The following is a 26,305-nucleotide window of genomic DNA, read 5'->3' as shown; positions in this document are numbered from 1 at the left end:
CGGGCGGCGGCGATTGTCGCCGCCGCGCACGGCCGCTAGGTTTCGCCGGCCTTGCTGCTGGAGTTCCGATGGCGTCCGCGACCTATGACATTGGACTGGCCGCGCCGGACGAGGCGCCGGCGGTCGCCCAGGTCCTGCAGGAGGCGGCGCGCTGGATCACCACCTGGCGCGCGCAACTCTGGGACCCGGCGCTGCTGGGGGAAGCCTTCGCCGCCCCTTTCATCGCCCGCGGCGAGGTGCTGACCGCCCGGATCGGCGGCGAGATCGCGGGCGTGGTGATCGTCGAGCCCGAGGATCCGCACTTCTGGCCGGAGCGTCCGCCGGGCGAGGCGCTCTACCTGCACAAGCTCGCCGTTCGCCGCGCCCATGCGGGCGCGGGCGTGCCCGCGGCGCTGATGGGCCATGCGGCGGGCCTGGCCCGGGCGCAGGACCGCAGCCTGCTGCGGCTCGATTGCGACCTGCCGCTCGCGCCCTTCTACGAGCGGCTCGGCTTTCGGAAGGTCGACGAGATCGACGTGCGCCACCCCGAGGCCGGGCCGATGCGGGTGGTGCGGATGGAGCATGTGCTGGCCGCCCAGCCCGCTTGACCTAGAAGCGGCCGGCATCGCAAATGGCCGGCAAATCAAACGAGCGTTTTAGGGAGCCTCGCCATGAGCGACGTGATGGACAAGCCCAATGTGCTGACCGGCAAGCTGTTCGACCTGACGGGCAAGGTGGCGGTGATCACCGGCTCCTCGCGCGGTATCGGCAAGGCCATCGCCGAGCAGATGGCCGCCCACGGCGCCAAGGTGGTGATCTCCTCGCGCAAGGCCGGCCCCTGTGAAGAGGTCGCCGCGGCGATCAACGCCCGCAGCGCCGGCCACGCCATCGCCATCCCGGCCAACATCTCGTCGAAGGACGACCTTCAGCGGCTGATGGACGAGACGCGCAAGGCCTTCGGCAAGATCGACATCCTGGTCTGCAACGCCGCCTCGAACCCGTTCTATGGCTCGCAGCTCGACATCTCCGACGACGCCTTCTCGAAGATCCTGTCGAACAACATCATCGCCAACAACTGGATGATCCAGATGGTCGCGCCGGAGATGCGCGAGCGGAAGGACGGCGCGATCATCATCGTCTCGTCGATCGGCGGCCTGCGCGGCTCGGAGGTGATCGGCGCCTACTGCATCTCCAAGGCGGCCGACATGCAACTGGCCAGGAATCTCGCCAAGGAGCTGGGCCCCGACAATATCCGCGTCAACTGCATCGCGCCGGGCCTGGTGAAGACCGACTTCGCCAAGGCGCTGTGGGACACCCCGGAAGGCGAGAAGCGCGCCAGTTCCGGCACCCCGCTCCGCCGCCTGGGCGAGCCCGACGACCTGGCCGGGGCGGCGGTCTACCTGGCGTCGCGTGCGGGCGCGTGGACCACGGGGCAGACGTTCGTGGTGGACGGCGGGAGCACCTGCTGAACTTACCTCCCCCGCGCAGCGGCGGGCGGTCCCCCTCCCGCCATCGCCGCCGCGATGGGGGAGGCAGCGCTTACGCTTTCATGATCATCTTGATCGCCGGCAGCGCCGGCGAGCCCAGGACGCTCATTCCGGCCATTGCACCGCCTCGTACTGCATGGCGCCGCCGATGTTGCCCTCGGTGTCCTGGAAGAAGATCAGCTCGCCCACGCCCTCGATGCGGAAGGGCGGCATGATCACCGCGCCGCCATGGGCCTCGACGGCGGCCATGGTCGCCTGGATGTCGTCGACCCCGTAGCTGACCTCGACGCCCGGCATGACGTGGCCTGCGATGTCGCGGCGGCCCTGCAGGGCGCCCACGAACCCCTTGCCGGCGCTGCGGGTCTGGTAGAAGCCCGGCGGGCCCCAGGGCGTGAAGGTCCAGCCGAAGACGCCCTCGTAGAAGGCCTTGGCGCGGGGCACGTCGCGGGCGTTGATCGCGAAGTGGCGCAGGGTGGCAGGCATGGCGGTCCTCCCGGAGGGGCTCATGCTGAGCCCAGTCAGGCCCTGCTGACAAGCTCCCGGGCCCTGGCCAGCCGTTCGATCCCCGCGTCCAGGGTCTCGTCGCGCTTGGAGAAGCACAGGCGCACGATGTGGCTCACCGGCTCCTCCTCATAGAGCGCCGAGACCGGGATGGCGGCGACGCCGGCCTCCTTCACCGCGCGCAGGCAGAACTCGCGGTCGCCCAGGGCCACGCCGGAGGCGGCGAGGTCGATGTTGAGGAAGTAGGTCCCCTGCGTCGGCAGGACCGCGAAGCCCTCCCGCTGCAGCCCCTCGCTCAGCCGGTCGCGGGAGCGTTCGAGATCGCGCGGCATTCGCCGGAACCAGTCGTCGCTGTTGTCCAGCCCCCAGGCGACGGCGGCCTGCAGGTTGGGCGGGGTGGTGAAGGTCAGGAACTGGTGGGCGCGGGCGAGGCTGTGGGTCAGCTCCGCCGCGGCGCAGAGGAAGCCCACCTTCCAGCCGGTCAGGCCGAACATCTTGCCCGCCGAGCCGATCTTCACGCACCGCTCGCGCATCCCGGGGAAGGCGATCAGCGGCCGGTGCTTCGCATTGCCGAACACCACCTGCTCCCAGACCTCGTCGCAGATGGCGATGACGTCGTGCTTCACGCAGAGCTCGGCCAGCAGGGCGAGGTCCTCGTCGGGCAGCACCACGCCGGCCGGGTTGTTGGGGTTGTTCAGAACGACATATCTGGTCGTCTCGGTGAAGGCCGCCTCCAGCGTCGCCCGGTCGAACCGCCAGCGGGGCGGCGGCAGGCTGACCAGCTTCGGAACCCCGCCGGCTCGGCGGATCAGCGGCAGGTAGGCGTCGTAGAGCGGCTGGAAGACGATCACCTCGTCGCCGGGCTCGATCAGGCCGAAGAAGGCCGCCGCCAGAGCCTCCGTCGCGCCGGAGGTGACGGTGATCTCGGTCGCCGGGTCGAGGTCCAGGCCCTGGCTGCGGGCGTAGTGGCCGGCCGCCGCCGCGCGCAGCTCCGGCAGGCCGGCCATCGGCGGATACTGGTTGTAGCCGTTGAGGGTGGCGTCCGCCGCCTTGGCGCGGATCGCCTCCGGACCGGGGTCGTCCGGGAAGCCCTGGCCCAGGTTGACGGCGCCCAGGGTGCGCGCCAGGCCCGACATCTCCTCGAAGACGGTCATCGGCAGGCTTGAGAAGATCGGGTTGGGCATTAGATCATCGGGCTGGGGGCGGCTGTCGCGCCTTCATGACCTGACCGGAGCGCCTGCGTCCATGGAGATCGTCGAGTTCGAGCCCTGCCACGCCGAAGCGTTCAAGACCCTGAACGAGGCCTGGATCTCCAGGTACTTCGCCATCGAGCCCAAGGACCGCGAGGTGCTGGGCGACCCGCAAGGCAGGATCGTCGAGGCCGGCGGGCGGATCTTCATCGCCCTGCACGAGGGCGAGGCGGTGGGCTGCGCGGCCCTGATCCCCATGGAGGACGGCGGCTATGAGGTCGCCAAGATGACCGTCGCCGAGACCCTGCGCGGCTCGGGCCTGGGGCGGATGCTGATGCAGCGGTGCATCGACGCCGGCGCCGAACTGGGCGCGCCCAGGCTCTACCTGGAGACCAACTCCAGCCTGGGGCCGGCGCTGGGGCTCTACCGGGCCATGGGCTTCACCGAGGTCGGGCCGCCGCCGCGCAACGACTACGCCCGCGGCGACACCTGGATGGAGCGCGTCTACGCCGCCTGAGCCTAGGTGTGGCTGACGAGGACCACGCCCACCAGCACCGCCGCCCAATGGGTCGCGGCGGCGGCCACGACATGGCCGTGCCAGATGGCCCGGGCGAACTTCAGGCGCTTGTTCACATAGAAGATCACGCCCGTCGAATAGAGCACCCCGCCGGCCAGCAGCAGCAGCAGGGCGACCCAATAGACGCTGTCGATCATGGGTTTGAGCGCCACCACCACCAGCCAGCCCAGGGCCAGGTAGACGCCGACGCCAATCCGGCGGTCCATGCCGATCCAGAAGATCTTGCCCAGCGCGCCGAAGGTCGCGAGGGACCAGATGGCCGCAGTCATGCCCCAGGCCCAGCCGCCGGTGAGGTTGTGGATGGTGAAGGGGGTGTAGGAGCCGGCGATCATCAGGAAGATGCCGGCGTGGTCCAGCCTGCGCAGCACCGGGCGATACCTGGCCTTGGCGAAATTGTAGGCGGTGGAAAAGGCCAGCATGGCCAGGACGCCGGCCGCGTAGATCGAGACGCCCACCACCTGGGTGATCGAGCCGGCCCGCACGGCCAGGGCCAGGAGCACGATCCCGCCCACCAGGGCCAGGGTCAGGCCCACGACATGCACCACGAGGTCGGCGCATTTGGCGGCCGGGGTCGGATAGTGGCGGGGCGGTTTGGCGGGGCCGGCGAGGGTCATGACTGAACTCCGTGCCCTATCGGTCTCATGGGGCGCGGGCGACCGTCCAGCCGATTCGCACCCAAGCTTCGTGATCCTCCGGTTCGCCGGAGAGGCGATCGGAGGATGACGGCGGAATGTGAACCAGGCCGCCGCGGCCCGCGGCTAGTCTTCCTTCACCCGCTTCTTGCGGAAGGAGGGGTTGAGGACCTTCTTGCGCAGGCGGATGGACTTGGGCGTCACCTCCACCAGTTCGTCCTCCTCGATATAGGCGATGGCCTGTTCGAGGGTCGGGCGGCGCGGCGGGGTCAGGCGCACGGCCTCGTCCTTGCCGGAAGCCCGCACGTTGGTGAGCTGCTTGGCCTTCATCGGGTTGACGTCGAGGTCGTCGGACCGCGAGTTCTCGCCGATGATCATGCCCTGGTAGGTCTTCTCGCCGCCGCCCACGAACATGGTGCCGCGGTCTTCCAGGTTCCACAGGGCATAGGCCGCCGTCTCGCCGTCGGAGTTGGAGACCAGCACGCCCTTGCGGCCGGCGTCGATGGGCCCCTTGTAGGGCTCGTAGTGGCTGAACACCCGGTTCAGCACGCCGGAGCCGCGGGTGTCGGTCAGGAATTCGCCCTGGTAGCCGATCAGCGAGCGCGACGGGCTCATCAGGCTGATACGGGTCTTGCCGGCGCCCGAGGGGCCCATGTCCTTCAGCTCGGCCTTGCGGGCCGACAGCTTCTCGATGACGATACCGGTGAATTCCTCGTCCACGTCGATCATCACGTCCTCGATGGGCTCGAGGCGCTCATTGGTCTCCGGATCGTACTGGAAGACCACGCGCGGGCGGCTGATGGAGACCTCGAAGCCCTCGCGGCGCATGCTCTCGATCAGCACGCCGAGCTGCAGTTCGCCTCGGCCCGCGACCTCATAGGCGTCCTTGTCGGCGGTCTCGGTCACCCGGATGGCGACGTTGGACTGGGCTTCCTTCAGCAGGCGGTCGCGGATCACCCGGCTCTGCACCTTGTCGCCCTCGCGACCGGCGAGCGGGCTGTCGTTGACGCTGACGGTCATGGAGATAGTCGGCGGGTCGATGGGCTGGGCCGGCAGGGCCTCGGTCACGTCCATGGCGCACAGGGTGTCGGCCACCGTCGCCTTGGAGAGGCCCGCGATGGCCACGATGTCGCCGGCCTCGGCGTCGTCGATCGGCTGGCGCTTCAGGCCGCGGAAGGCCAGAACCTTGGTGATCCGGCCGCGCTCGACTTCCTTGCCGTCGATGCCCAGGGCGTGGATGGCCAGGCCCGGCGTCGCCTTGCCGCTCTCGATGCGGCCGGTCAGCAGGCGGCCCAGGAAGGGGTCGTTCTCGATCAGCACCGAGAGGATCTGGAAGGGTCCGTCCTTCTGGGCGATGGCCTTGGGCTCGGGCACGTGGCGCACGATCAGGTCGAACAGCGGCGCCAGGGTCTCCGACGGCTTCGCCATGTCCAGCGTCGCCCAGCCCTGCTTGCCCGAGGCGTAGAGGTGCGGGAAGTCGAGCTGGTCGTCGGTGGCGCCCATGGCCGCGAACAGGTCGAAGGCGTCGTTCAGCACCCGGTCCGGGTCGGCGTGCGGGCGGTCGACCTTGTTCAGGCAGACGATGGGGCGCAGGCCCATCTTCAGCGCCTTGCCGAGCACGAACTTGGTTTGCGGCATGACGCCTTCCTCGGCGTCGACCAGCAGGACGCAGCCGTCCACCATGCCCAGGATCCGCTCCACCTCGCCGCCGAAGTCGGCGTGGCCGGGGGTGTCGATGATGTTGATCCGCGTGTCGCCGGCCTCGCCGTGCCAGAGCACGCTGGTGCACTTGGCCAGGATGGTGATGCCGCGCTCCCGCTCCTGGTCGTTGGAGTCCATGGCCCGCTCGGCATGGGCCTCGTTGGCTCGGAAGACGCCCGACTGGGCGAGGAGCTGATCGACGAGCGTGGTCTTGCCGTGGTCGACGTGGGCGATGATGGCGATGTTGCGGAGCGACATGGGATTCTAAGGAGGTGTCTCGGGGGCGAGGAAGGCGCGCTTGTAGGGGAGAGAAGGCGCAACCGCCAGCTTGGAGTTGGATCCTGCGACCCTGCGGCAGGCCGCCAATGGTCAGGCTGTTGTGCGGTGCAAACTAAATGGGGTTTCCGCCAGCGTCCGCAAGGCCTGGAAAAGCCTAGGCTTTTCTACGTCACCCTCATGAAAACGCAGGTTTTTTGTCGCAGCCGCTTGCGTCGTTGTGCATCGCACCGTACATTCAATTCGTGAGGCGGCCTTGCCGCCTCTGCCCTTCCTGGGCGTTTCCTCCCTATGAACTGCCGCGCCTTCGGGCGCGGCTTTTTTTTGGCCCGGCCTCCGCCGCCAGCGCGTCGCGACGAGGGAGGTTATGCTCTCAGCGAGCTCCAGTCCGCCGCCGCCAGCGCGCCGGTCAGGCGCTCCAGGTGCCCCTTCAGCCGCTCGAAGCCGGCCGTGGGCGTGAGCGTCGCCTCGTCCAGGTAGAGGCCCCGGTTGATCTCGATCTGCAGGGCGTGGGTGCGGCGCCCCGGGCGGCCGTAGTGCTCGGTGGTGTAGCCGCCGGCGTAGGGCGTGTTGCGCGCCACCCGGTAGCCCAGCGCCTCCAGCTCGCGCTCCACGCGGGCGGTGAGCAGGCCCGCGCAGGCCGCGCCGAAGCGGTCGCCCAGCACGAAGTCGCAGGGCCGGTCGCGCCCGCCGGACCGCGCCGCGGCGGCCGGCATGGAGTGCCAGTCGATCAGGATCGCGAAGCCGTGGGCCCGGTGCGCCTCGCCGATCAGCCGCTCCAGGGCCGCGTGATAGGGCCGGTGCGCGCCCTCGATGCGGGCGCGGGCCTCGGAGAAGGTGAGCTTCCGGGCGTAGATCTCCTGGCCCTCGGAGACCACCCGGGCGATGGCGCCCAGGCCCGCGGCGACCCGGGCGGTGCGGGCGCGGGCGAACTCGGGCAACTCGTCCTCGAACATGCCGGGGTCGAGCTCGAAGGCCTCGCGGTTGAGGTCGATGTAGGCGCGCGCGAAGCGGGCGGTCAGGGTCGCCGCGCCCAGGCCCGGCCCGCCGGCCACCAGGTCGTCGACGAAGGCGTCCTCCGACCGGCGGATCGCCTGGGCGTCCAGGGTGGTGGCCGCCATCATGTCGTCAGGGTAGTCGCGGCCCGAGTGGGGCGAGGCGAAGACCAGCGGCGTGGGCGGCGCCTGGCCGTCGGCGGCGGCCCTGCGCAGGCCAAACGCCCCGGCCGCGGGCGTGTCCTCGACGGCGATGGGCTCCCAGGCGTTCATTACCCGACATAGAACGCTGAGCCTCGGGTCGGGTCAAAGGCTTCATCGCGCCTTTACCGATCCGAAGCTATGTTGGGTGTTTCCTGACGATCCCTTCAAGCCCGCCGCCGCAAGAGTCCCAATGCCCCGCATCCTCCTGGCCGAAGACGACGACAGCCTCCGCGGCTTCCTGGCGCGCGCGCTGGAACGGGCCGGCTATGAGGTCGTGGCCTGCGCCGACGGCGACGAGGCGGCGGCCATCCTGGACCAGGAGTGGGACCTGCTGCTGACCGACATCGTCATGCCCGGCATGGACGGCATCGAGGTGGCGCGCCAGGCCGCCGCCCTGCACCCGGACCTGCGGATCATGTTCATCACCGGCTTCGCCGCCGTGGCGCTGGCCGCCGGCAGCCAGGCCCCGGCCGGCGCCAAGGTGCTGTCCAAGCCGATCCACCTGCGCGAGATCGTCTCCGAGGTGGAACGGATGATCGCCGCCTAGGCCCGGGCGATGGGCGCCTTGCGCAGCGGAGGCCCCGCCGGTATATCCGCGCGTTCCCGAGACCACCGGATACGGACGCGTAGCTCAGCGGGAGAGCACCTCGTTGACATCGAGGGGGTCACAGGTTCGATCCCTGTCGCGTCCACCATCCCCCTTCAGACATCTGGTCAAGGCCGTACGCCATCGCGGACGACGAGCCGGGCCGCCGCCGGCGCGGGGGCGTAGGCCGGTGCTGCAGGCGCCCCTCGTGATCCTCGTCCTTCTGGCCCTGACCCTCCTGGAGGGCCGCTTCCCGGCGCGCCGGGATCCGGGGCAGCGCCTGCTCAATTTGGGGATCATGATCGCCCGGATGATCCCGGCGGTCCTGCTCGCCCCTCTGGTCTCGGCGGGCGTCGTCGAGGCCGCCCGCCGGGCGGGCCTTCCCGCGGTGACCAGCGCGGCCTGGCCGCCGGCGGCCGCGACGGTGGCCTACATCCTGGCGATCGACTTCGGCGAGTGCATGTTCCACCGCACCCAGCACGCGGTCCCGTTCCTGTGGCGGATGCACTCGCTCCACCACTCGGACCCCTGCATGAACGCCACCACGGCGGAGCGGCACTGGTGGGGCGACAGCGTGATCAAGGCGCTGACCATCTGGCCGGCCGCGGCGATCCTGTTCCGGCCGTCGGCCGCGACGCTGACCATCTATGCGCTGCTCAGCTTCTATCACTACTTCAGCCACGCGAACCTGCGCGTGAGCTTCGGGCGGCTGAGCTGGCTGCTGAACTCGCCGGCCTATCACCGCATCCACCACTCCAGCGATCCGGCGCACCACGGGGCGAACTTCGCCGGCCTGTTCCCGATCTTCGACGTGATCCTCGGCAGCTACCGGCCGGGCGCGATGTTCCCCCCGACCGGCCTCGACCGCAGGCCGGAAACCCTGATCCACGCCCTCGTCTGGCCCATGACGGACGAACCGGGCGCCCCTTCCGAGCCGGAGGCCCGCCCGGCCTGACGGCCCCTTAGGGCTTGGCCCCCTTTGGCAGGGCGGCGATCTCTTCCGGGGTCAGCTTGCGCATGTGGCTGATCGGGCAGCGCTGCCGGCCGAGCCCCTGCGCACGGGTGATGATCTCGGCGTCCATGCCGCTGCAGATGCTGTCGCTGGTGGACTTGAGCGCCAGCCGCTGGTTCCAGTCGATGTCCGGGCAGGAGACCAGCAGGTCGAACTTGTAGACGTCGCGCATGTTCACCCGGACGTAGACCGTGTGGTCGTCCGGCGCGGCGAAGCTGGTGACGTTGCGCGCCCAGAAGCATTCGTTCTTGGCGGCGGGCTTGTCGGCGGCGTGCGCGGCGGCGGCGCTGAGGCTCAGCAGGGCGGCGGCGGCCAGGGCGGTGGCGGTCTTCATCTCTCGGATCCTCGCAGTAGGGCCGTCCCCCTGCGCCATTCTATAGGCCAAGCTGGGACGGCTAGGAACCGCGCCGCGCCTGCCGGCGGGCGAAGCGCCCCGGTTCGACGAAGGCCGCCAGCGGGACCGGGAGCGGCGAGGGCGCCTGCATCGCCAGAGCCGCCACATGCTCGGCCAGCAGGGGGGCCAGCGTGAAGCCCCGCGCCCCGAAGCCCGTCAGCACGAAGAGCCCGGCGGGTCCCCCCGGAGCGGCGCCCGCGACCGGGAGGTAGTCCGGCGTCGAGACGCGGATCGAGGCGCGGCCCTCCAGCGTCGCGCCCGCGAGCCGCCCGGCGAGTTCCGGCAGGCCCTCGGCCAGGGCGGCCAGGTTGCGCCGATGATCCTGCGGCCGCACATCGCGGGCGGTGTCGTCGCGGTCGTTGGTGGCGCCGAACAGCACGCCCTGGCGCGTCGGGATCGCATAGCCGCCGAAGGCCGCGGCCGGCGGCGGCGCGGCGAGGGCGGCGAAGCTCGCCTGGCCGCGCACCGCGCTGAGCGGCAGGCCGGGCGCCAGGTCGCCGGTGGCCAGCCCCGCGGCCACGATCACCGCGTCGGCGACGGCCAGCACCGCGCCCTTCGCGTCCAGCAACCGCCAGCCCGCGCCGTCGGGCTCGATCCGGGCGACGGCGGCCTTGTCGGCCTGCGGCGCCCAGGCCGCCAGCAGGACGGAGGGCTCGATCACCAGCCCGTCGTGAAGCTCCAGCGCCTGCGGCGCGCTTTCGCCGACGCGGGCGGAGGCCTGGGCCGGCGTCAGCATCTCAAGGGCGCCGGGCTCGAACAGGTCGGACCGGGCGATCTTGGCGAAGCGCCCGGCGTCCTGCGACCCGACCGCGAACTGCAGGGCGCCGCGGGCGACGATCAGCCCGGGGACGTCCGCATAGAGCGCCGTGGCGCGGCGGAACGCCTGGGCGAACAGCCGGGCGGGCTCGGCGAGGCCGGCGTCCAGGCGGGGCGTCACCAGGGCCGCCGGATTGCCAGAGGCGCCCGCGCCGCGCCCTTCCGAATCGAAGACCAGGGCCTCGCCGCCCAGGGCCCGCACGGCGCGCGCGGCCGCCGCGCCGCCGACGCCCGCGCCGACGATGGCCACCTGTCGAGTCGCAGCGGCTGCGGGCGCCGGGCCCGGCAGGGCCGCGGTCAGCCGCTCGCGCTTGCGCCCGAAGCCGGGCGCCCTGGCGACCTCGAAGCCGGCGGCCGCCAGCCCGCGGCGCACCTGGCCCGCGACCGTGAAGGTGGCCGCCACGGCGCCGGGCGCCGAGCGGGCGGCGACCAGGGCCAGCACCTCGTCGGACCACATGGCGGGATTGCGGGCCGGGGCGAAGCCGTCGAGGAACCAGGCGTCCACAGCGCCGGACCAGCCCGCCAGGGCCTCGGCGACGTCGGCGACCACCACGTCGAGGATCACGCCGAGGTCTTCGAACTCCAGCCGATGCGGCCCGCGCGCCCGGCCAGGCCACCCGGCGGTCAGCCGGGCGGCCAGGTCACCCAGCTCCGGCCAGTGCGCCAGCGCGCGCCTCGCCTCGCCGGCGCCGATCGGGTGCGCCTCTACGGAAAAGATGTGCAGGCGCCCGCCCGCCGGCCGCGTGCGGCTCCAGAGCTCGATCAGGGCCAGGACGTTCAACCCGGTCCCGAACCCCAGCTCGCCGACCACGAACCGCCCGCGCCCCGCCCAGGCTTGCGGCAGGCCGCAGCCCTCCAGGAACACGGCGCGGGCCTCGGCCAGGCCGTCCTCGGCGGAGAAGTAGACGTCGTCGTAGAGCCGCGAGCGCGGCTGGCCGTCGTCGCTCCAGTCGAGCGGGCTGTTCGCGGGGGTATCGGCCATGGCGGGCACGATATAGCGCGGCCACGAAAAAGGGCCGCCCCATGGACGGCCCGCGTTCGGCCGGGCGCCCGGCGGGCGCTACTTCTTGGGCGGCGTGGCAGCCGTGGCGTCGGCGGCCGGCGGCGTGGCGGAAGGCGGCGTGGCGGCGCCGTCGGCCTTGTTGGCGTCGGCGGCGGCGTCGGCGGCGGCGGCCGCTGCGGTCTGGGCCGCTTCGGCCGCGGTGGCGGCGGAAGAGCCGGCGGCCGGGGTGGCGGTGGCGGCGGCCTTGTCGGCCTTGGGCGCGCAGGCGGCGGCCGAGAGGGCCGCGACAGCCGCGCCGGCGACCAGGAGCTTGCTGAGCAGGGGTGTGTTCATGGGCCTCGTCCTCGAAGGCGATGTGTCGGTGTGGCCTCCCTCAGGAGGAGGCCGGGCCGACTATGCGCCGGTTCGCGGACCTGGCGACAGCCAACCTCACGTTTTCGTGATCGCAAATCGGTGCAGGCTGCGGTCTTGGCGGGCCTGCGCCGAAAGCGGCCCTAGGCCGCGCCTTCGGCCGGGATGGCGGAGAGCGCCTCTTCCAGCTCCAGGAAGCTCGGCTGGTTGCCGCTGGGGACGTTGCCGCGGCCGATCTCGACGGAGATCTGGGCGGCGTTGCCGTGCAGGTGGGCCACCAGCACCGACTGGATGATCTTGTAGAACGAGCCGTCCTCGTCGATCACCGCGGCCATGCGGTTGGCCATCGGGCCGACCAGGCCGTAGGCCAGGAACACGCCCAGGAAGGTGCCGACCAGGGCCGAGCCGATCATCTCGCCCAGCACGGCGGGCGGCTCGGTGATGGCGCCCATGGTCTTGATGACCCCCAGCACGGCGGCCACGATGCCCAGGGCGGGCAGGGCGTCGGCGAGGTTGGTCAGCGCGTGGGGCGCGGTCAGCGCCTCGTGGTGATGCTTCTCGAGCTGGGCCTCCATCGCGTCCTCGACCTGGTGCGGGTCTTCCAGGTTCATGGTCATCATCCGCAGGGTGTCGCAGATGAAGTCGATGGCGAAGTGGTCCTTCATGATCCGCGGATAGCGCGAGAAGATCGAGCTCTCCTTGGGCGTCTCGATGTGGCTTTCGAGCGCGATGACGCCCTTGGACTTCATGGTCTTGGTGAGCAGGAACAGCAGGCTCAGGAGGTCGCGGTAGTCCGAGGCCTTCCAGGTCGGCCCCTTGAAGACCTTGCCGAAGCCACCGGCGATCCGCTTCAGCACCGGCACCGAGTTGGAGATCAGCACCGCGGCCGTTCCGGCGCCGCCGATGGTCATCAGCTCCGAAGGCAGGGCGCCCAGGATGACGCCGATGTTGCCGCCGGTCATGACGAAGCTGCCAAACACCAGGCCGAACAGCAGCACGATGCCGATAATCTGAAACATAGGGTCTCCCGCGACTCAGGCTCGAACATCGCTGTTATTGCTTAATGGGCGGTGAGCGGCTGGGTTTGCGCTGCGGCGCACCCATGCTTAAGCCCGGTCCATGGCCGACGCCGTCGCGAGTCCCGCCCAGAGCACCCTGCCCAAGCGGGCCTTCGCGATCATCTTCTGTTCGTCGGTGGCGACGGCCATCGGCAACACCGGCCTGATCTCGGTCCTGCCGCTGATCGGCCGCTCCCTGGCCATTCCCGACGAGATGGTGGTGGCGATCTTCTCGCTGTCGGCGATCCTGTGGGCCTGCTCCTCGCCGTTCTGGGCGCGGGCCTCGGACCGCTACGGCCGCAAGCCCCTGATGATGGTGGGCCTGTCGGGCTTCATGATCTCCATGACCGTCTGCGGGGCGGTGGTCAGCGCCGGCCTGCGCCAGATGGCCGCGCCCATGGTGATCTTCGGCCTGCTGCTGTTGGGCCGCTCGCTGTTCGGCCTGTTCGGGGCCGCGTCCAATCCGGCCAACCAGGCCTATGTGGCCGACCACACGCCGCGCGAGCAGCGCACCCAGGCCATGGCCAGCCTGGCCGGCGCCTTTGGCCTGGGCACGGTGTTCGGGCCGTGGCTGGCGCCCTATTTCATCTATCCGGTGGTGGGCCTGGCCGGGCCGCTCTTCACCTTCGCCGCCATCGCCGCGGCCATGCTGTTCGTGGTCTGGCGCTTCCTGCCGGAAAGCCCCCGCCGCGCCGAGACGCCGGAAGAGGCCGCGGAGGCGGCCGCCGAGCAGACGGTGGAGAAGGCGCGGCCCATGTGGCGCGACCCGCGCGTCATGCCCTTCGCGCTCTACGGCTTCGTGGTCGCGACCTGCCAGACGGCCCAGCAGCAGACCATCGGCTTCCTGGTCATCGACAAGCTCGGCGTCTCGCCCCTGGCGGCCAAGGAATCCATCGCCACCGCCATGGCCTTCGGCGCGCTCGCGGGCCTGCTCGCCCAATGGGGCCTGATCCGCATGTTCGAGATGACGCCCAAGCAGTTGCTGCGATGGGGCGTGGTCTGCGGGGCGGTGGGCAACCTCCTGGTGGCGATCGCGCCGGACTACCACACGGTGGTGGCCGGCTACGCCCTGGCGAGCCTCGGCTTCGGTTTCGCGCGGCCGGGCTTCACGGCCGGCTCATCCCTGGCGGTCGGCTGGAAGGACCAGGCGCGGGTGGCCGGCGCCATCGCGGCGGTGAACGGCATCAACGCGGTCTTCGCCCCGGCCTTCATGGCCCTCTACCGGGCGAACCACGCCGCGCCCTTCTTGCTGAACATGGTGCTGATGCTGGGCCTGCTGGTCTACGCCTTCGCCAGCCGGGCCCTGCGCAACGCCGACCCGGCCGCCGTCACCCGCGAGGAGACCACCATGGCCACCATCGAGCGCAGCGACGAAGGCGGAGTCTAGACCGCCCCTGGCTAGGTCGGGGGCGCCTGAGCCGTCTGGGCCGGCGCCGCGGGAGCCTCGGCGGCGCCGGTTTCCGCCTTCAGGCGCAGCACCATGGCCGGCGACAGATAGCCGTCCGCCGTCAGGCCGCGGGCCTTCTGCCAGGCGCGCAGCGCCGTGCGGGTGCCCGCGCCCACGATCCCGTCCGGCGTCCCGGCGTCGAAGCCCAGCGCCGCCAGCGCGCGCTGGGCGGTCATCCGGTCGGCCAGGGACAGCGGCGTCTCCGCCGGCCAGGGCTTCACCAGCGGCGATCCGCCGGCGATCCGGTCGGCCAGCAGCCCCACCGCCAGGGCGTAGGCCACCGAGTTGTTGTACTTGCGGATCACGAAGTGGTTGGGGAACAGCAGGAAGAGCGGCCCGGTCGCCCCGGCGGGCGCGATCAACTGGGCCTCGACGGCGCGGTCCGCGTCGGTCCACGGCAGGCCGTCGGCGCGCAGGACGCCCAGCGTGGCCCAGGCGTCGGGCGTCAGCTTCGGGCCTTCGGTCATGCTGAAGTCGAAGCCGTCGGGCGCGGTGACCTCCCGCGCCCAGCTCTGGCCGCGGGCCCAGCCGCCCTTGGCCAGCAGGTTCGCCGCCGAGGCCAGGGAATCGGCCGCAGAGTTCCAGATATCGCGCCGCCCGTCGCCGTCGCCGTCCACGGCGGTGGAGAGATAGGCCGAGGGGATGAACTGGGTCTGGCCCATGGCGCCCGCCCAGGAACCCTTGAGCTGGCTACGGCTGGCCTGTCCGGTGGCGATGATCCGGAGCGCGGCGATCAGCTCGCCCTCCGCCCAGTCGCGCCGGCGGCCCTGGGCGGCCAGGGAGGCCATGGAGCGGACCACGTCGAAATCGCCCTGGATGGCCCCGAAGGCGCTCTCCCGCGCCCAGATGGCGATCAGGATCTCGCGCGGCACGCCATAGCGCTGCTCGATGTCGGGAAGCTGGGGCACCTCGGCCCGCTCGCGCTCGCCCTTGACGATCGGCCCCTCGGTGACCGCGCCCTTGATGTAGGTGGAGATCGGCTGGGAGAACTCCGGCTGGCGGCTGTCGCGCTGGGTCACCCGCGGATCGGGGGTCAGGCCCGCCATCTCGCGGTCCAGCACGTCGCGCGGGATGCCCGCCTTCACCGCCTTGCCGTAGAATTCCGCCGCCCAGGCGTCGAAGACCATGTCGCCGGAAACCGCGGGCGGGGTCACCGGTGTGACCGCCGGCGCCCCGTGCGCGGCAGGGGGCGGCGTGGCCGGCGCCGGCGGCGGCGCGACCGGGCCCGGCGCGGGCGGCGGGGGCCTGGCGGCCGGGCTCGCGCAGGCGGCCAGCAGGGCCAGGGCGACGAGCGTTAGGTGGCTGGCGCGCATCGTTGGGAGTCTATCGAGCGTCGCAAGCCGGCTCAATCGGAACCCGTCCCGTGCGACATTGACTTGCACCACCCCTTTCCGTATATCCGCGCGCTCTTGTGAAACCCCCCCGGACGCCAACGTCCGCGCCCGAGATAGGTCCCCGAGAAGTCCGATGAAGGTCAGAAGCTCGCTCAAGTCGCTCAAGACGCGTCACCGCGACTGCAAGCTCGTGCGCCGCAAGGGCCGGGTCTACATCATCAACAAGACCAACCCGCGCTTCAAAGCCAAGCAGGGCTGACGCTCCGCCGATGCAGGCGCCGCACGCGGTCGTCTGGCCCAGGGTTGTCATCTGGGACGTCGGCAACGTCATCGTGCGCTGGGATCCGCGCACCCTCTATTCCAAGATCTTCCCCGATCCGGCCGAGCGCGACCGGTTCCTGAACGACGTCTGCACCATGGCCTGGCACGGCCCGACGGACTGCGGCGTCACCTTCGAGGCCAATTGCGCGGCGCTGAGCGCCCGCCATCCCCGGCACGAAGCCGCCATCTGGGCCTGGAAGCACCGCTGGCCGGAGATGTTCTCGGGCCCGATCCCCGAGACCGAAGCCGCGATCGAGGCGCTGCGGGCCCGCGGCGTGCGGCAATACGCGCTCACCAACATGAGCCACGAGACCGAAGACGCGACCTTCGCCATGAGCCCCGCCTTCGACCGCCTGGACGGCCGCATCGTCTCCGGGCGCGAGGGGGTGATGAAACCCGACGCGGCGATCTACCGGCTGACCTGCGACCGCTTCGGCTTCGCGCCCGCCGACGCCCTCTTCGTCGACGACAGCGCGACCAATATCGCGGCGGCTGAGGCCCTGGGCTTCCACACCCACCACTTCACCGACCCGGCGGCCCTGCGGCCCGCCCTGGAGGCCGCGGGGCTGCTCTGACCCCGGCGATCCGGGCGAAAACCGGGATCGCGCGGCCGGCTCGAACGTCCGCAATCCGTCCGGCGCCGGCGCCCCCATCAACAGATGACCCCCGGCGAGGTGGTTGCTGGCCGGGGGTCGGAGGCGTCTAGCCCCCAGGTGACGGCCTCGGGGGGGTGGCCGTCCGCACCACTATTGGCCCGCAGCCCCCATTGCGCATTACAATGTTCGGTGAGATTCGCGCTGTGATGCGGGCGCTCTCGCATAGGTGGCGCAGAGCCGTGCTGACGCCAGGCCGGCCCCGGCTTGTCCGCGGCTCCCGACCTCCCGTCCAGGCGCCCCGTCCGCTCGTCATCGTCCGGTCCCCGGATCAGCTTTCATCCGCCCCGGCGGATGATGGGGGCGGGGCTGGACCCCCAGCGGTATCCGCGGCCGGCGCCTCAGCCGCGCCAACTGCCGTTTCAGCCGCCCGACGGCGCGCGCCTTCTCCCGGATCGACCCCGGCGCATCCCGTTCGGAGGCCATCAGGATCTGGTCGTAGTACCAGTCCTCGCGATCTTCGCAGGCCCTCGCCACCGCCGCGGCGAAGTTCGGATCGCGCATCCAGCGCCGCAGCGTCCCATAGGATGGCGCGCCGGGCAGGCGGGTGAAGCTCAGGAACGTGCCGCCCAGAAGGATGTGCTCCGTCACCTCCTCGACCACCGGCTCGGGCACGGGTTTCACCGCCCGCCGCCGCGCCGCCATGATCCTCCGCAGCACCCGGTCGAATTCCGGCCGCTCGCGCCGCCAGCGCATCATTGTCTCCCAGCAGGGCAGTTCGGGATCGGCCAGCAGGATGTCCTCCAGCCGCATCCCCGTGTTCAGTCGCACGATGATCCGGTCGGCCAGCGCCTGGTCGAACGCCCGGCGCCCCGCCAGGCCCCTCTCGCGAAGTTGCGCGTTCCGCCGCTGCAGCAGCGCGAACGCCGCCTCCGCGAACGGCGCCTGGGCGGTCCGCCACCGGTCATAGGTCCCGCGCGACGGCATGCCCGGCGCACGCAGCAGGTCGTGGATCCGCTCCCCGGCCCGCGCCCGCGCCAGGAACGCCGCCGCCTTGGCCTCGTCGAACCCCCACAGCCGCCGCCACGTCCCCCGCCGCCGCGCCGCCGCCAGCGCCTCGGAGAACAGGGGATCGCCTTTGGCCCAGTTCCAGACCGTCGTTTCGGCGGGCATGCCGGGCGAGGCGCAGATCGCCCGCACAAACTCGCCCGCGTCCACGCGCGCCACGATCTCCGCCTTCAGGCGAGGGGCGTCATGGCGGTAGCGGCTCGGCATGGCGGGAGGATAGCAGAGGAGGGGCGAGAAGGAGAACAAAAAGAGAACAATTTGGGTGCCGGGCGGCGGACATTTCGCGAGTCCGGTTTGGGCCGGCCCACGTTTGCTCGGCGGCCCTGCAATGACCGCCCATGACTCTTTGCTGACCTTTGGAACGTCGGCGCTCCGGCCGTACGCGAAGCGTTGCGCAACCTTTGCACCAGCTGAGGCTTGCTGACATGGGAAGCTCTGCAGCGAGCCTCCTCTAGGCGGCCGCCCTCACGAGGCCTAGGCTTTGAATTTCGTCCATGATGACCTGACTTAACCGTAGCGGAGCGACGTCCAAATCGCGAAGCCACGCCCTTGCTTCCGCCACGCCAAGTTCAGAATTCGGAAAATGGGGCTCAAGCGCAGCGGCCGCGATCCGCGACAGGCCTAGTTCCATAAAGGACCAGCCTGAGCGCGTGGAGACCCCCAATTCCAGGGCTAGTGGGAAGTCAAAGATTTCTTTTACCCGCTCGTCACGCCCGCAGTGACGCAACGCGTGGCTAAGCACGTCCACGTATGCCTTCCCCAACTGAACGTATTGGAAGCGGATCACATCCTCAATCAAATCGAACTCTTTTCGAATGACATCGTTGATGTCGATCGTTCTTGGCGATCGCTTCCTCGTTTTCCCCCAGCTCGCTAGCGCGTGATGGATACGACTTGTTGAAGGTAATGAAGGCGTCCCGCACAGCTTGGTGAATTCGCGCTGTGACCGCGAAATCCTCCTGGATCGCGGCCGTCAACTCCAGGCGACGCTTCCGAGGCAGCGCGTAGTACATGCACTGCCCCCACAAAAACTCTCCCAGTGCAGCCACTTGAGGCTCGTCTTCCTGGAAGCGTACGTGGAGTAGCCCCGTGCGTGGCCCGTCACCCTCACAAGGGGCGTCGTGAGCCACAGCGCAACCAAGCAGCTGATCGATCTTGGAAGGATTGAGGAGGGTGGTGATCGCCTCCTCAATGTTGGTTTCGACCTCGTCTTGCACAAACGCTCCGCCCACGAACCCAAGGCGCAGCTTAGCGCAATGCGAGTACTTGGCGAGTCAACCACCAGAAGCGGCACCGCGGCGCATTCACGCGTGTATTGAGTAGCCCAGATTCTCATCCTGCGTAGGCGGCACGGGCGCCCAGGCGCGGTGTTTCTTTGCACAACGAAGTGGTGACCAGAATGTCACCCTGGAGGGCGTTGCCGAATGTCCGCTCCTGGCGCGTCGCGGACTCCAGGTTCCGACGTCGCCCAACGTCGGACAGCGGGCGAACCCGGTCCTCGCCCTGATGCCCCAAAACGGACCGCCACCCCCCGTCGCGAAGCGAGCCCTAAGCCGCCACCTTCGCTCGCGCCTTCGCCGGATTGCTGAACTCCAGCGTCCCGTCCGCCAGCCTGGCGTACCGCAAGCTCATCAGGTCCATGGCGTAGTTCTGGTGCAGCCGCCAGGGCGCCTTGGACCCCTGCTTGGGGAACGAGGCCATCGCCCGCTGGACGTAGCCGGACGAGAAATCCAGCCACGGCTGGCGCTCGATGTTGGGATCGTCGTTGCGCGGCGTGACCTGGCGCTGGCCGGTCGCCTTCATGTGGTTCAGCACCCGGCAGATATATTCGCAGGTCAGGTCCGCCTTCAGGGTCCACGAGGCGTTGGTGTAGCCGAACACGGTCGCCAGGTTCGGGATATCCTCGTACATCATGCCCTTGTAGGCGAGCGTCTGGCTCGGATCGACGGCGCGGCCGTCGACGCTGAGCGCCAGGCCGTTCAGCACCTGCAGCCGCAGGCCCGTGGCGCTGACGATGATGTCGGCGGGCAGGTCGGCGCCGGACGCAAGCTTGATGCCGGTCTCGGTGAAGGTCTCGATCCGGTCGGTGACCACGCTCGCCCGGTCGGCCTTGATCGCCTCGAACAGGTCGGCGTCGGGGACCAGGCACAGCCGCTGGTCCCAGGGGTTGTAGCTGGGCGTGAAGTGGCGATCGACGTCGTAGTCGGGGCCGAGCTGGGCGCGGACCATGTCGATGATGTTCTTCTTCACCGCGGCCGGCTTGTTGCGGGCGAGGCGGAAGAACCACATGCCGAACAGCACATTGCGCCAGCGGATCAGCTGGTAGGCCAGCATCCCCGGCAGCCACTTTCGCAGCCGGTTGGCCATCTCGTCCTCGGCGGGCCGGGAGACCACATAGGTGGGCGAGCGCTGCAGCATGGTGACGTGCTTGGCCGTCTCGGCCATCGCCGGGACCAGGGTCACCGCCGTGGCGCCGGACCCGATCACCACCACCCGCTTGCCGGCGTAGTCGAGCCCTTCCGGCCAGTGCTGCGGATGGACGAAGGCGCCCCTGAACCGCGCGCGGCCGGGGAAGTCCGGCGTGTAGCCGGCCTCGTACTTGTAGTAGCCGCCGCAGAGCAGCAGGAAGCCGGCGGTCAGCCTGACCGTCTGGCCGTCCTTCACCTCGGCGGTGATCGTCCACCGCGCGTCCTCGCTCGACCAGGCCGCGCCCGTGACCTGATGGCTGTAGCGGATGCGCCGGTCGATGCCGAAGTCGCGGGCGGTCTCGCGCACGTATTTCAGGATCGAGGGGCCGTCGGCGATGGCCTTGGCCTCGGTCCACGGCTTGAAGGAATAGCCCAGGGTGTACATGTCGCTGTCGGAGCGGACGCCCGGATAGCGGAACAGGTCCCAGGTGCCGCCGATCGCCTCGCGGCCCTCCAGGATCACATAGCTGCGGTCCGGCGCCTTGTCCTGCAGGTGCCAGCCGGCGCCGATCCCCGACAGCCCCGCCCCCACGATCAGCACGTCGAAATGCTCGACCGCCTCGCCGCCCAGCTTGCCCGCCGCCGTTCCGTCCGCCATCTGAGCGCTCACCGTGTGCGTTGAGTGAACACCGATCACATATTTCGGGCCGCGACTCCAGTTTCCTTCGCCGGCCCGCGCCTGCGCCCGCTCAGTGGTTGTGATCCTCGCCCTGGACGAAGGGCGTCCCGTCCGACCACTTGGTCGCCGTCATCATGAAGATGCTCTCCGATTCCGGCATCTCGGTGTGGTCGGTGTCCAGCATGATCGGCGAGGCGGGCAGGTTCGCGCCCCAGGCCGCCGCGCCCGTTCTCGGGACATAGAACATCAGGTGCGGCGCCCACGATCCGGCCCCGTCGTTCAGATACTGCTGATGCGACATCATGTAGGACATCGCGCCGATCTGCGGCGTCGGCAGCGCCTTGCGGGCGACCGCGGCCTTGATGGCCTTCAGCATCGCGGGCTTGGACCGGCCAGCCAGGGCGAGGGACGTCCGCTTGACCGTATCCGGCAGGATGGATCGGACAGCCGCCGGATTGTAGCAGACCGGGCCGCGCATCTTCGGATTCCAGAACTCCGGGAAGTCGAAGGGCGCCGTCCACGCGCGTTCCACCAGGCAGACGAAACCGTTCTTGCCCTTCGCCGCGACCTCGTAGCCGCCGCGTCCGAGCACCATGATCGTGGCGTCGTCCGAGATCGCCGGCGGCGCGGCGCTGCGGGCCAGGGCGATCTCGGCGCCGCGGTCGGCCATCAGGTATTCCCCCAGGGGCGCCATGGTTGCGTAGGGCGCCGCGCCGCCCTGGGCCCAGACCGGGGCCGCGGCGCCCAGCGACAGCACTATCGCCAGGGCAAGCCGCCTTGCCGCTTCTCTCCCAATCCCGATCATCGTGTCCTCCCGACCTGGAATCGCCCGGCCCGAAGGGCGGGCCAACGGTCATAGGACGAACGGAGATACGCAACGCCGACAGGCGCGCGAAAATTGGCGTCGGCGGCTTCGCCGCACCCGCGTTAATTCCTTCGACTTGCCGTTGCGCCGCGTCGGATACTCACCGAAGTGATTCGGATGGCGGGACCATGCGTCGGCTGACCCTCGGCCTTCTCTGCGCGACCTACCTGTGCCTGTCGCTGATCGTCTCGCTGACCCTGTGGCGGAACGGCGGCGGCTGGGGCGCGGGCGTGGCGGCCCTGGTGGGGGCGCTTGGCCTCTGCTTCGCCTTCCACGGCCTGATCGAGCGCGCGCTCGAGACCGGCCAGATCAAGGGCGACGTGGCCACCATCCGCGAGGCCCACCGCATCCTGCTCACCCAGGTCGAGGCGCTCGACGCCCGCGTCACCGAGATCTTCGAGGCCGTCGCCGACGACGCCCAGCGCTCCGACGACCTGCTGGACGAGGTGCACATGCTGGAGACCCTGGTCGAGCGCATGCAGCGCCGGCTGGACGAGCAGGGCGACGCGCCGGCCTTCCCGACCCGCCTGGGCGGCGACGCGCGCCAGGCGCCGGCCCTGCTGGAAACCGTCCGCGAGGCCCTGACCGAGAACCGCGTCGACCTCTACCTGCAGCCCATCGTGGCCCTGCCGCAGCGGCGCACCCGGTTCTACGAAAGCTTCTCGCGCCTGCGCGACGAGGGCGGCCGGGTGATGATGCCGGCCGAGTACCTGAGCGTCGCCGAGCCCGGCGGCCTGGTCACCGCCATCGACAACCTGCTCTTGTTCCGCTGCGTGCAGATCGTCCGGCGCCTCGCCAAGCAGGACCGCAAGATCGGCATCTTCTGCAACGTCTCCATGGCCAGCCTGGGCGACGAGAGCTTCTTCCCGCAGTTCCTGGACCTGCTCACCGCCAACCGCGACCTGGCGGGCGCGCTGATCTTCGAACTCGGCCAGGCGGCGTTCGACGCCCGCGGCTCGGTGGAGGCGCGCAACATGGGCAAGCTCGCCGACCTCGGCTTCCGCTTCAGCCTGGACAAGGTCACCGACCTCGACCTCGACTGGCAGGACCTGGCCCGCTCGGACGTGAAGTTCATCAAGGTCGGCGCCCAGCTCCTGCTCGACGAGATGACCGAGGTCGACGGCCGCCTGATCCTGCGCTCCCTGCCCGACCTGGCGGCCGAGGACTTCACGCAACTCACGCGCCGCTACGGCGTCGAGGTGATCGCCGAGAAGATCGAGGCCGAGCGGCAGGTCGTCGACCTGCTGGACCTCAACCTCGACTACGGCCAGGGCCACCTGTTCGGCGAGCCCCGCGCCATCAAGGAAGCCGTGCTCAGCGAAGCCGGCCCGCCGCCCAACCTGATCCGGCCGCAGTTCGTGCGGCGGCAGGCGTTCGGCTAGAATTAGGCAAGGAAAGATGGCGGAAGCTTGCAGCGGTGGCCTCGACACCGGGTTCGTCGCCCTTGGCTACGCCAAGGTGGCGTTCCTGGGGGTGATCCAGGGGATCACCGAGCTGCTGCCCATCTCCTCCACCGCCCACATGCGGATCGTTCCGGCCCTGCTCGGCTGGCCGGACCCGGGCGCGGCCTTTTCCGCCGCCATGCAGCTCGCCGCCCTGCTGGCGGTGGTCAGCTATTTCTGGGCGGACGTGAGCGGCCTGGCCCGCGGCTCGCTGGGCGCCCTGGCGCGCGGCCGGTTCGGCGATCGCGACCTGCGGCTGGTGCTGTGGATCGCCGTCGCGACCCTCCCCATCGGGGTCGCCGGCCTTCTCCTGGCCCCGGTGCTCAACGCCTGCAACTCGCCCCTGCGCACCATCCCGGCCATCGGCGTGGCCTGCCTCGTTATGGGCGTGCTGCTGGCCGCCGCCGAGATCTGGGCGCGCCACAAGCGGACCATGGACCAGGCGACGGGGCGGGACGCCATCCTGGTCGGCCTGGCGCAGATCGGCGCCCTGATCCCCGGGGTGTCGCGGTCCGGCTCGACCCTGACCGCGGCGCTCGGCCTCGGCCTCAAGCGTGAGGACGCGGCGCGGTTCTCGTTCCTGCTCGGCGTTCCGGCCATCGCGCTCGCCGGCCTCAAGGAGCTGTGGGAGCTGCACAAGGCGCACCTGGACGCCCACGGCTGGAGCGTCCTGGGGGTCGGGATCGTGGTCGGCGCCATCTCCGCCCTGGCGGCGATCTGGGGCCTGATGCGGTTCCTGGAACGGTTCTCCACCTGGCCCTTCGTGATCTACCGGATCGCGCTGGGCGTCCTGCTGCTGGGCGCCGCCGCGGCCGGTTGGATCAGCTAGGGTCCTTGCCGCTCCGATTGGATCGAGGGGCTTCGGGATCTGTCCGGCCATTGACCGCGAAGGGCCGGGCCGCTACCCGCCCGCGATGACCGCTCCCCAGTCCGTCCCCAGCCTCTCCCAGCTCGCCCCCCGCTACGACGCCCTGCTCTGCGACGTCTGGGGCGTGATCCACAACGGCCGCGAGAGCTTCCCCGCCGCCTGCGCGGCGCTGGCGCGGTTCCGCGCCGAACGCGGGCCGGTGGTCCTGATCTCCAATGCCGCGCGCCCGCACGCGCCGGTGATCGAACAGCTCGACGCCCTGGGCGTGCCCCGCGAGGCCTGGAGCCACATCGTCACCTCCGGCGACGCCACCCGCGTCCTGCTCGCCGAGCGCGCGCCCGGTCCCGCCTGGCTGATCGGCGTCGACCGCGACGCGCCGCTCTACGAGGGCCTGGGCCTGGAAACCTCCGACCTGGCGGGCGCGAAGTTCGTCTCGGTCACCGGCCCCTACGACGACGAGAACGACGAGCCCGGCGACTACCGCGACCGCTTCCTCGAAGCGGTCGGCCGCGATCTCGAAATGGTCTGTGCGAACCCGGACCTAGTTGTCCAGCGGGGTGACCGGCTCATCTACTGTGGCGGGGCGCTCGCCCAACTGTACGAGAGCCTGGGCGGGCGCGTGGCCATGGCCGGCAAGCCCTATGCGGCGATCTATGAGCTATCGCTGGCCAAGGCGGCGGAGGCCCTGGGCCGGCCGGTCGATCCGGCGCGTGTGCTCTGCATCGGCGACGGCCTGCCCACCGACGTCCGCGGCGCCAACGCCCGCGGCCTCGACGTGCTGTTCGTCGCCAGCGGCATCCATGGGGCCGAAACCATCGGGCCGGACGGCCTCAACGCGGCCGCCGTCGCCGACCTCCTACGCCAGGACGGCCTCAGCGCGACCTACGCCGTCGCCGACCTGGTCTGGTGAGCCTAGCGAGCGGGTCCGTTCGCCGCTAAGTGAGACCGCAAGGCCGAAGGAGTTACGGGTGCAAGGGCTCTATTTCGACGAACTCAGCGTGGGGCAGAGCGCCGAGCGGGCGCACACCGTCGGCGCCGCCGACATAGAGGCCTTCGCCGCGGTCTCCGGCGACGTCAATCCGGTGCACATGGACGACGCCTACGCCAAGACCACCGCCTTCGGCGGGCGCATCGCCCACGGCATGTTGAGCGCGGCCTATATCTCGGCGGTGCTGGGCAACGACCTGCCGGGGCCGGGCGCGATCTACCTGTCGCAGTCGTTGCGCTTCCGCCGCCCGGTCAGGATCGGCGATCCGGTCGTGGCCCGCGTGACCGTCAAGGCGCTGGACGCCGCCAAGGGCCACGCCACCTTCGAGACCGCCTGCCTGGTGAACGGCAAGACCGTGGTCGACGGCGAAGCCCTGATCATGGTCCCGCGCCGCGACACGAAGCCCGCCCGCTGATGCGGCGGCTTCGGGTCATCAAGGGCTGGAAGGACCTGCCGCAAGGCGACCGCGGGGCGGCCGTCGCCATGGGCAGCTTCGACGGCGTCCACCGCGGCCACCAGCAGGTGATCGCGCTGGCCGCCAAGGCCGCCGGCGAGCTGGGCTGCCCGCTGGGCGTGATCACGTTCGATCCGCACCCGCGGGTCTATTTCCGACCCGAGGAGCCGGCCTTCCACCTGATGAAGCCCGACCAGCAGGCCCGCGCCCTGGAGGCGCTGGGCGTCGACGTGCTCTACGTCCTGCCGTTCAGCCCCGAGTTCGCCCACCTGACCGATCGGGAGTTCGCCGCGGAGGTGCTGCACAAGGGCCTGGGCGCGCGCCACGTGGCGGTGGGCTTCGACATCACCTTCGGCTGGGGACGCACGGGCAGTCCGGCCACCATGCAGGCCTATGGAGAGGAGATGGGCTTCGGCGTTTCGGTGGCCGAGGCGGTGGCCGACGGCGGCGGCGAGAAGTACTCCTCCACCGCGGTGCGCGAGGCTTTGCGTGGCGGCCGCCCGGCCGACGCCGCCGCCATCCTCGGTCGTCCCTTCGCCATCGAGGGCGCGGTGCAGCGCGGCCGCCAGCTCGGCCGCAAGCTCGGCTTCCCGACCGCCAATGTGGCGCTCGGCCACTATGTGATCCCCAGGTTCGGGGTCTACGCCACCCGCACCCGCCTGCCCGACGGGCGCGAGGTCCCCGGCGTCGCCAACATCGGCATCAACCCCACCATCGAGGGGACCCGCGCGCCCCTACTCGAGGTCTGGCTCTTCGACTTCGACGAAGACATCTACGACCAGGTCATCGAGACCGACCTCGTCGCCTTCCTGCGCCCCGAGGCCAAGTTCGACAGCGTCGAGATCATGACCGAACAGGTCATGAAGGACGCCAAGGCCGCGCGGGCGCTGCTGCTGCCGGAGCTGGAGTAGGGCCCAGTCACCGCGAATCTCCTCTCCCCCGACGCGCAGCGCGAGGGGAGAGGGTAGGGAGAGGGGCGGCTGGGATCTGTCCGTCTCTCCCGTTGGTGAAGCGAGGATCAGCAGCGGCGCCGTTCATGGGTCATGGCCGAACCAACGGCGGATCACGCCTCTCCG

Annotated in this window: 27 protein-coding genes and 1 tRNA gene; 14 read left to right on the top strand and 14 right to left on the bottom strand. The window is 70.4% G+C overall.

The features are described from left to right. The first annotated feature begins 68 nt into the window (after positions 1 to 68). Together VNW53_RS15530 and VNW53_RS15525 are read left to right on the top strand one after the other, a co-directional pair. A complete protein-coding gene (locus VNW53_RS15530) occupies positions 69 to 587 on the top strand; it encodes a GNAT family N-acetyltransferase (protein WP_325556690.1) in 519 nt (172 codons plus the stop codon). Between the two features lie 75 nt (positions 588 to 662). Beyond that, on the top strand, positions 663 to 1,448 hold the full coding sequence (locus VNW53_RS15525; RefSeq protein ID WP_325556716.1) for an SDR family oxidoreductase: 786 nt from the start codon (positions 663 to 665) through the stop codon (positions 1,446 to 1,448). A gap of 123 nt (positions 1,449 to 1,571) precedes the next feature. Here the strand turns inward: VNW53_RS15525 and VNW53_RS15520 are convergent, their stop codons facing one another. After that, entirely contained in the window at positions 1,572 to 1,949 is a 378-nt protein-coding gene (locus VNW53_RS15520) for a VOC family protein (protein ID WP_325556689.1), read from the bottom strand. Between the two features lie 35 nt (positions 1,950 to 1,984). Next, on the bottom strand, positions 1,985 to 3,151 hold the full coding sequence (locus tag VNW53_RS15515) for an aminotransferase (RefSeq protein WP_325556687.1): 1,167 nt from the start codon (positions 3,149 to 3,151) through the stop codon (positions 1,985 to 1,987). A 61-nt stretch (positions 3,152 to 3,212) separates the two neighbouring features. Between VNW53_RS15515 and VNW53_RS15510 the strand changes: the two genes are divergently transcribed. Then, positions 3,213 to 3,674, top strand: coding sequence for a GNAT family N-acetyltransferase (locus tag VNW53_RS15510; RefSeq protein ID WP_325556686.1), 462 nt, complete (start codon positions 3,213 to 3,215; stop codon positions 3,672 to 3,674). A 2-nt stretch (positions 3,675 to 3,676) separates the two neighbouring features. Here VNW53_RS15510 and trhA read toward each other — a convergent pair whose 3' ends face one another. The 3 genes from trhA to VNW53_RS15495 form a co-directional block, all read right to left on the bottom strand. Beyond that, on the bottom strand, positions 3,677 to 4,348 hold the full coding sequence (gene trhA, locus VNW53_RS15505) for a PAQR family membrane homeostasis protein TrhA (protein ID WP_325556685.1): 672 nt from the start codon (positions 4,346 to 4,348) through the stop codon (positions 3,677 to 3,679). 144 nt (positions 4,349 to 4,492) lie between these two features. Next, complete coding sequence (gene typA / locus VNW53_RS15500) at positions 4,493 to 6,325, bottom strand: translational GTPase TypA (RefSeq protein WP_325556684.1); 1,833 nt, start codon at positions 6,323 to 6,325, stop codon at positions 4,493 to 4,495. A 383-nt stretch (positions 6,326 to 6,708) separates the two neighbouring features. After that, entirely contained in the window at positions 6,709 to 7,611 is a 903-nt protein-coding gene (locus tag VNW53_RS15495; RefSeq protein ID WP_325556683.1) for an N-formylglutamate amidohydrolase, read from the bottom strand. Positions 7,612 to 7,732: 121 nt separating this feature from the next. Between VNW53_RS15495 and cpdR the strand changes: the two genes are divergently transcribed. The 3 genes from cpdR (at position 7,733) to VNW53_RS15480 (ending at position 9,083) form a co-directional block, all read left to right on the top strand. Continuing rightward, positions 7,733 to 8,089, top strand: coding sequence for a cell cycle two-component system response regulator CpdR (gene cpdR, locus VNW53_RS15490; protein ID WP_325556682.1), 357 nt, complete (start codon positions 7,733 to 7,735; stop codon positions 8,087 to 8,089). 73 nt (positions 8,090 to 8,162) lie between these two features. Continuing rightward, a tRNA-Val gene (locus VNW53_RS15485) sits at positions 8,163 to 8,237 on the top strand. A gap of 99 nt (positions 8,238 to 8,336) precedes the next feature. Further along, a complete protein-coding gene (locus VNW53_RS15480; RefSeq protein ID WP_325556681.1) occupies positions 8,337 to 9,083 on the top strand; it encodes a sterol desaturase family protein in 747 nt (248 codons plus the stop codon). A gap of 7 nt (positions 9,084 to 9,090) precedes the next feature. On the opposite strand, the gene VNW53_RS15475 is transcribed toward VNW53_RS15480, so the two are convergent. The 4 genes from VNW53_RS15475 to motA all read right to left on the bottom strand — a co-directional run bounded on the left by VNW53_RS15475 (position 9,091) and on the right by motA (position 12,723). After that, positions 9,091 to 9,474, bottom strand: coding sequence for a DUF6491 family protein (locus VNW53_RS15475; protein ID WP_325556680.1), 384 nt, complete (start codon positions 9,472 to 9,474; stop codon positions 9,091 to 9,093). 61 nt (positions 9,475 to 9,535) lie between these two features. Then, on the bottom strand, positions 9,536 to 11,332 hold the full coding sequence (mnmD, locus tag VNW53_RS15470; RefSeq protein WP_325556679.1) for a tRNA (5-methylaminomethyl-2-thiouridine)(34)-methyltransferase MnmD: 1,797 nt from the start codon (positions 11,330 to 11,332) through the stop codon (positions 9,536 to 9,538). A 78-nt stretch (positions 11,333 to 11,410) separates the two neighbouring features. Next, complete coding sequence (locus VNW53_RS15465) at positions 11,411 to 11,686, bottom strand: hypothetical protein (protein WP_325556678.1); 276 nt, start codon at positions 11,684 to 11,686, stop codon at positions 11,411 to 11,413. A gap of 161 nt (positions 11,687 to 11,847) precedes the next feature. Further along, a complete protein-coding gene (motA, locus tag VNW53_RS15460) occupies positions 11,848 to 12,723 on the bottom strand; it encodes a flagellar motor stator protein MotA (protein ID WP_325556677.1) in 876 nt (291 codons plus the stop codon). Between the two features lie 100 nt (positions 12,724 to 12,823). Between motA and VNW53_RS15455 the strand changes: the two genes are divergently transcribed. Next, the gene (locus VNW53_RS15455; RefSeq protein ID WP_325556676.1) at positions 12,824 to 14,149 is read left to right on the top strand and encodes an MFS transporter; all 1,326 of its coding nucleotides are present in this window, start codon (positions 12,824 to 12,826) and stop codon (positions 14,147 to 14,149) included. Between the two features lie 11 nt (positions 14,150 to 14,160). Here VNW53_RS15455 and VNW53_RS15450 read toward each other — a convergent pair whose 3' ends face one another. After that, positions 14,161 to 15,522, bottom strand: coding sequence for a lytic murein transglycosylase (locus VNW53_RS15450; RefSeq protein ID WP_325556675.1), 1,362 nt, complete (start codon positions 15,520 to 15,522; stop codon positions 14,161 to 14,163). 154 nt (positions 15,523 to 15,676) lie between these two features. Here VNW53_RS15450 and ykgO point away from each other — a divergent pair, with 154 nt between their 5' ends. Next, positions 15,677 to 15,802, top strand: coding sequence for a type B 50S ribosomal protein L36 (ykgO, locus tag VNW53_RS15445; RefSeq protein WP_293379178.1), 126 nt, complete (start codon positions 15,677 to 15,679; stop codon positions 15,800 to 15,802). 10 nt (positions 15,803 to 15,812) lie between these two features. After that, complete coding sequence (locus tag VNW53_RS15440) at positions 15,813 to 16,439, top strand: HAD family phosphatase (RefSeq protein WP_325556674.1); 627 nt, start codon at positions 15,813 to 15,815, stop codon at positions 16,437 to 16,439. A 330-nt stretch (positions 16,440 to 16,769) separates the two neighbouring features. Here VNW53_RS15440 and VNW53_RS15435 read toward each other — a convergent pair whose 3' ends face one another. The 4 genes from VNW53_RS15435 to VNW53_RS15420 all read right to left on the bottom strand — a co-directional run bounded on the left by VNW53_RS15435 (position 16,770) and on the right by VNW53_RS15420 (position 21,417). After that, on the bottom strand, positions 16,770 to 17,732 hold the full coding sequence (locus VNW53_RS15435) for a hypothetical protein (RefSeq protein ID WP_325556673.1): 963 nt from the start codon (positions 17,730 to 17,732) through the stop codon (positions 16,770 to 16,772). Between the two features lie 584 nt (positions 17,733 to 18,316). After that, on the bottom strand, positions 18,317 to 18,742 hold the full coding sequence (locus tag VNW53_RS15430; protein ID WP_325556671.1) for a hypothetical protein: 426 nt from the start codon (positions 18,740 to 18,742) through the stop codon (positions 18,317 to 18,319). A gap of 331 nt (positions 18,743 to 19,073) precedes the next feature. After that, a complete protein-coding gene (locus VNW53_RS15425) occupies positions 19,074 to 20,591 on the bottom strand; it encodes an NAD(P)/FAD-dependent oxidoreductase (protein ID WP_325556670.1) in 1,518 nt (505 codons plus the stop codon). Between the two features lie 91 nt (positions 20,592 to 20,682). Beyond that, entirely contained in the window at positions 20,683 to 21,417 is a 735-nt protein-coding gene (locus VNW53_RS15420) for a hypothetical protein (protein ID WP_325556669.1), read from the bottom strand. Positions 21,418 to 21,605: 188 nt separating this feature from the next. On the opposite strand from VNW53_RS15420, the gene VNW53_RS15415 reads away from it, so the two are divergent. The 5 genes from VNW53_RS15415 (at position 21,606) to VNW53_RS15395 (ending at position 26,140) form a co-directional block, all read left to right on the top strand. Continuing rightward, the gene (locus VNW53_RS15415; protein WP_325556668.1) at positions 21,606 to 22,859 is read left to right on the top strand and encodes an EAL domain-containing protein; all 1,254 of its coding nucleotides are present in this window, start codon (positions 21,606 to 21,608) and stop codon (positions 22,857 to 22,859) included. 16 nt (positions 22,860 to 22,875) lie between these two features. Further along, the gene (gene uppP / locus VNW53_RS15410; RefSeq protein ID WP_325556667.1) at positions 22,876 to 23,748 is read left to right on the top strand and encodes an undecaprenyl-diphosphatase UppP; all 873 of its coding nucleotides are present in this window, start codon (positions 22,876 to 22,878) and stop codon (positions 23,746 to 23,748) included. 85 nt (positions 23,749 to 23,833) lie between these two features. Continuing rightward, entirely contained in the window at positions 23,834 to 24,697 is an 864-nt protein-coding gene (locus tag VNW53_RS15405; protein WP_325556666.1) for a TIGR01459 family HAD-type hydrolase, read from the top strand. Positions 24,698 to 24,755: 58 nt separating this feature from the next. Next, a complete protein-coding gene (locus VNW53_RS15400; protein ID WP_325556665.1) occupies positions 24,756 to 25,190 on the top strand; it encodes a MaoC family dehydratase in 435 nt (144 codons plus the stop codon). Continuing rightward, on the top strand, positions 25,190 to 26,140 hold the full coding sequence (locus tag VNW53_RS15395) for a bifunctional riboflavin kinase/FAD synthetase (protein ID WP_325556663.1): 951 nt from the start codon (positions 25,190 to 25,192) through the stop codon (positions 26,138 to 26,140). Before VNW53_RS15400 ends, VNW53_RS15395 begins: the two co-directional genes overlap by 1 nt. The last annotated feature ends 165 nt before the right edge of the window (positions 26,141 to 26,305 follow it).

The organism is Phenylobacterium sp. (assembly GCF_035569475.1).
In the GTDB taxonomy this organism is placed as follows: Bacteria; Pseudomonadota; Alphaproteobacteria; order Caulobacterales; family Caulobacteraceae; genus Phenylobacterium.
The sequence above is the reverse complement of the archived record's forward strand: the minus strand, read 5'-3'. Positions and strand labels throughout refer to the sequence as shown.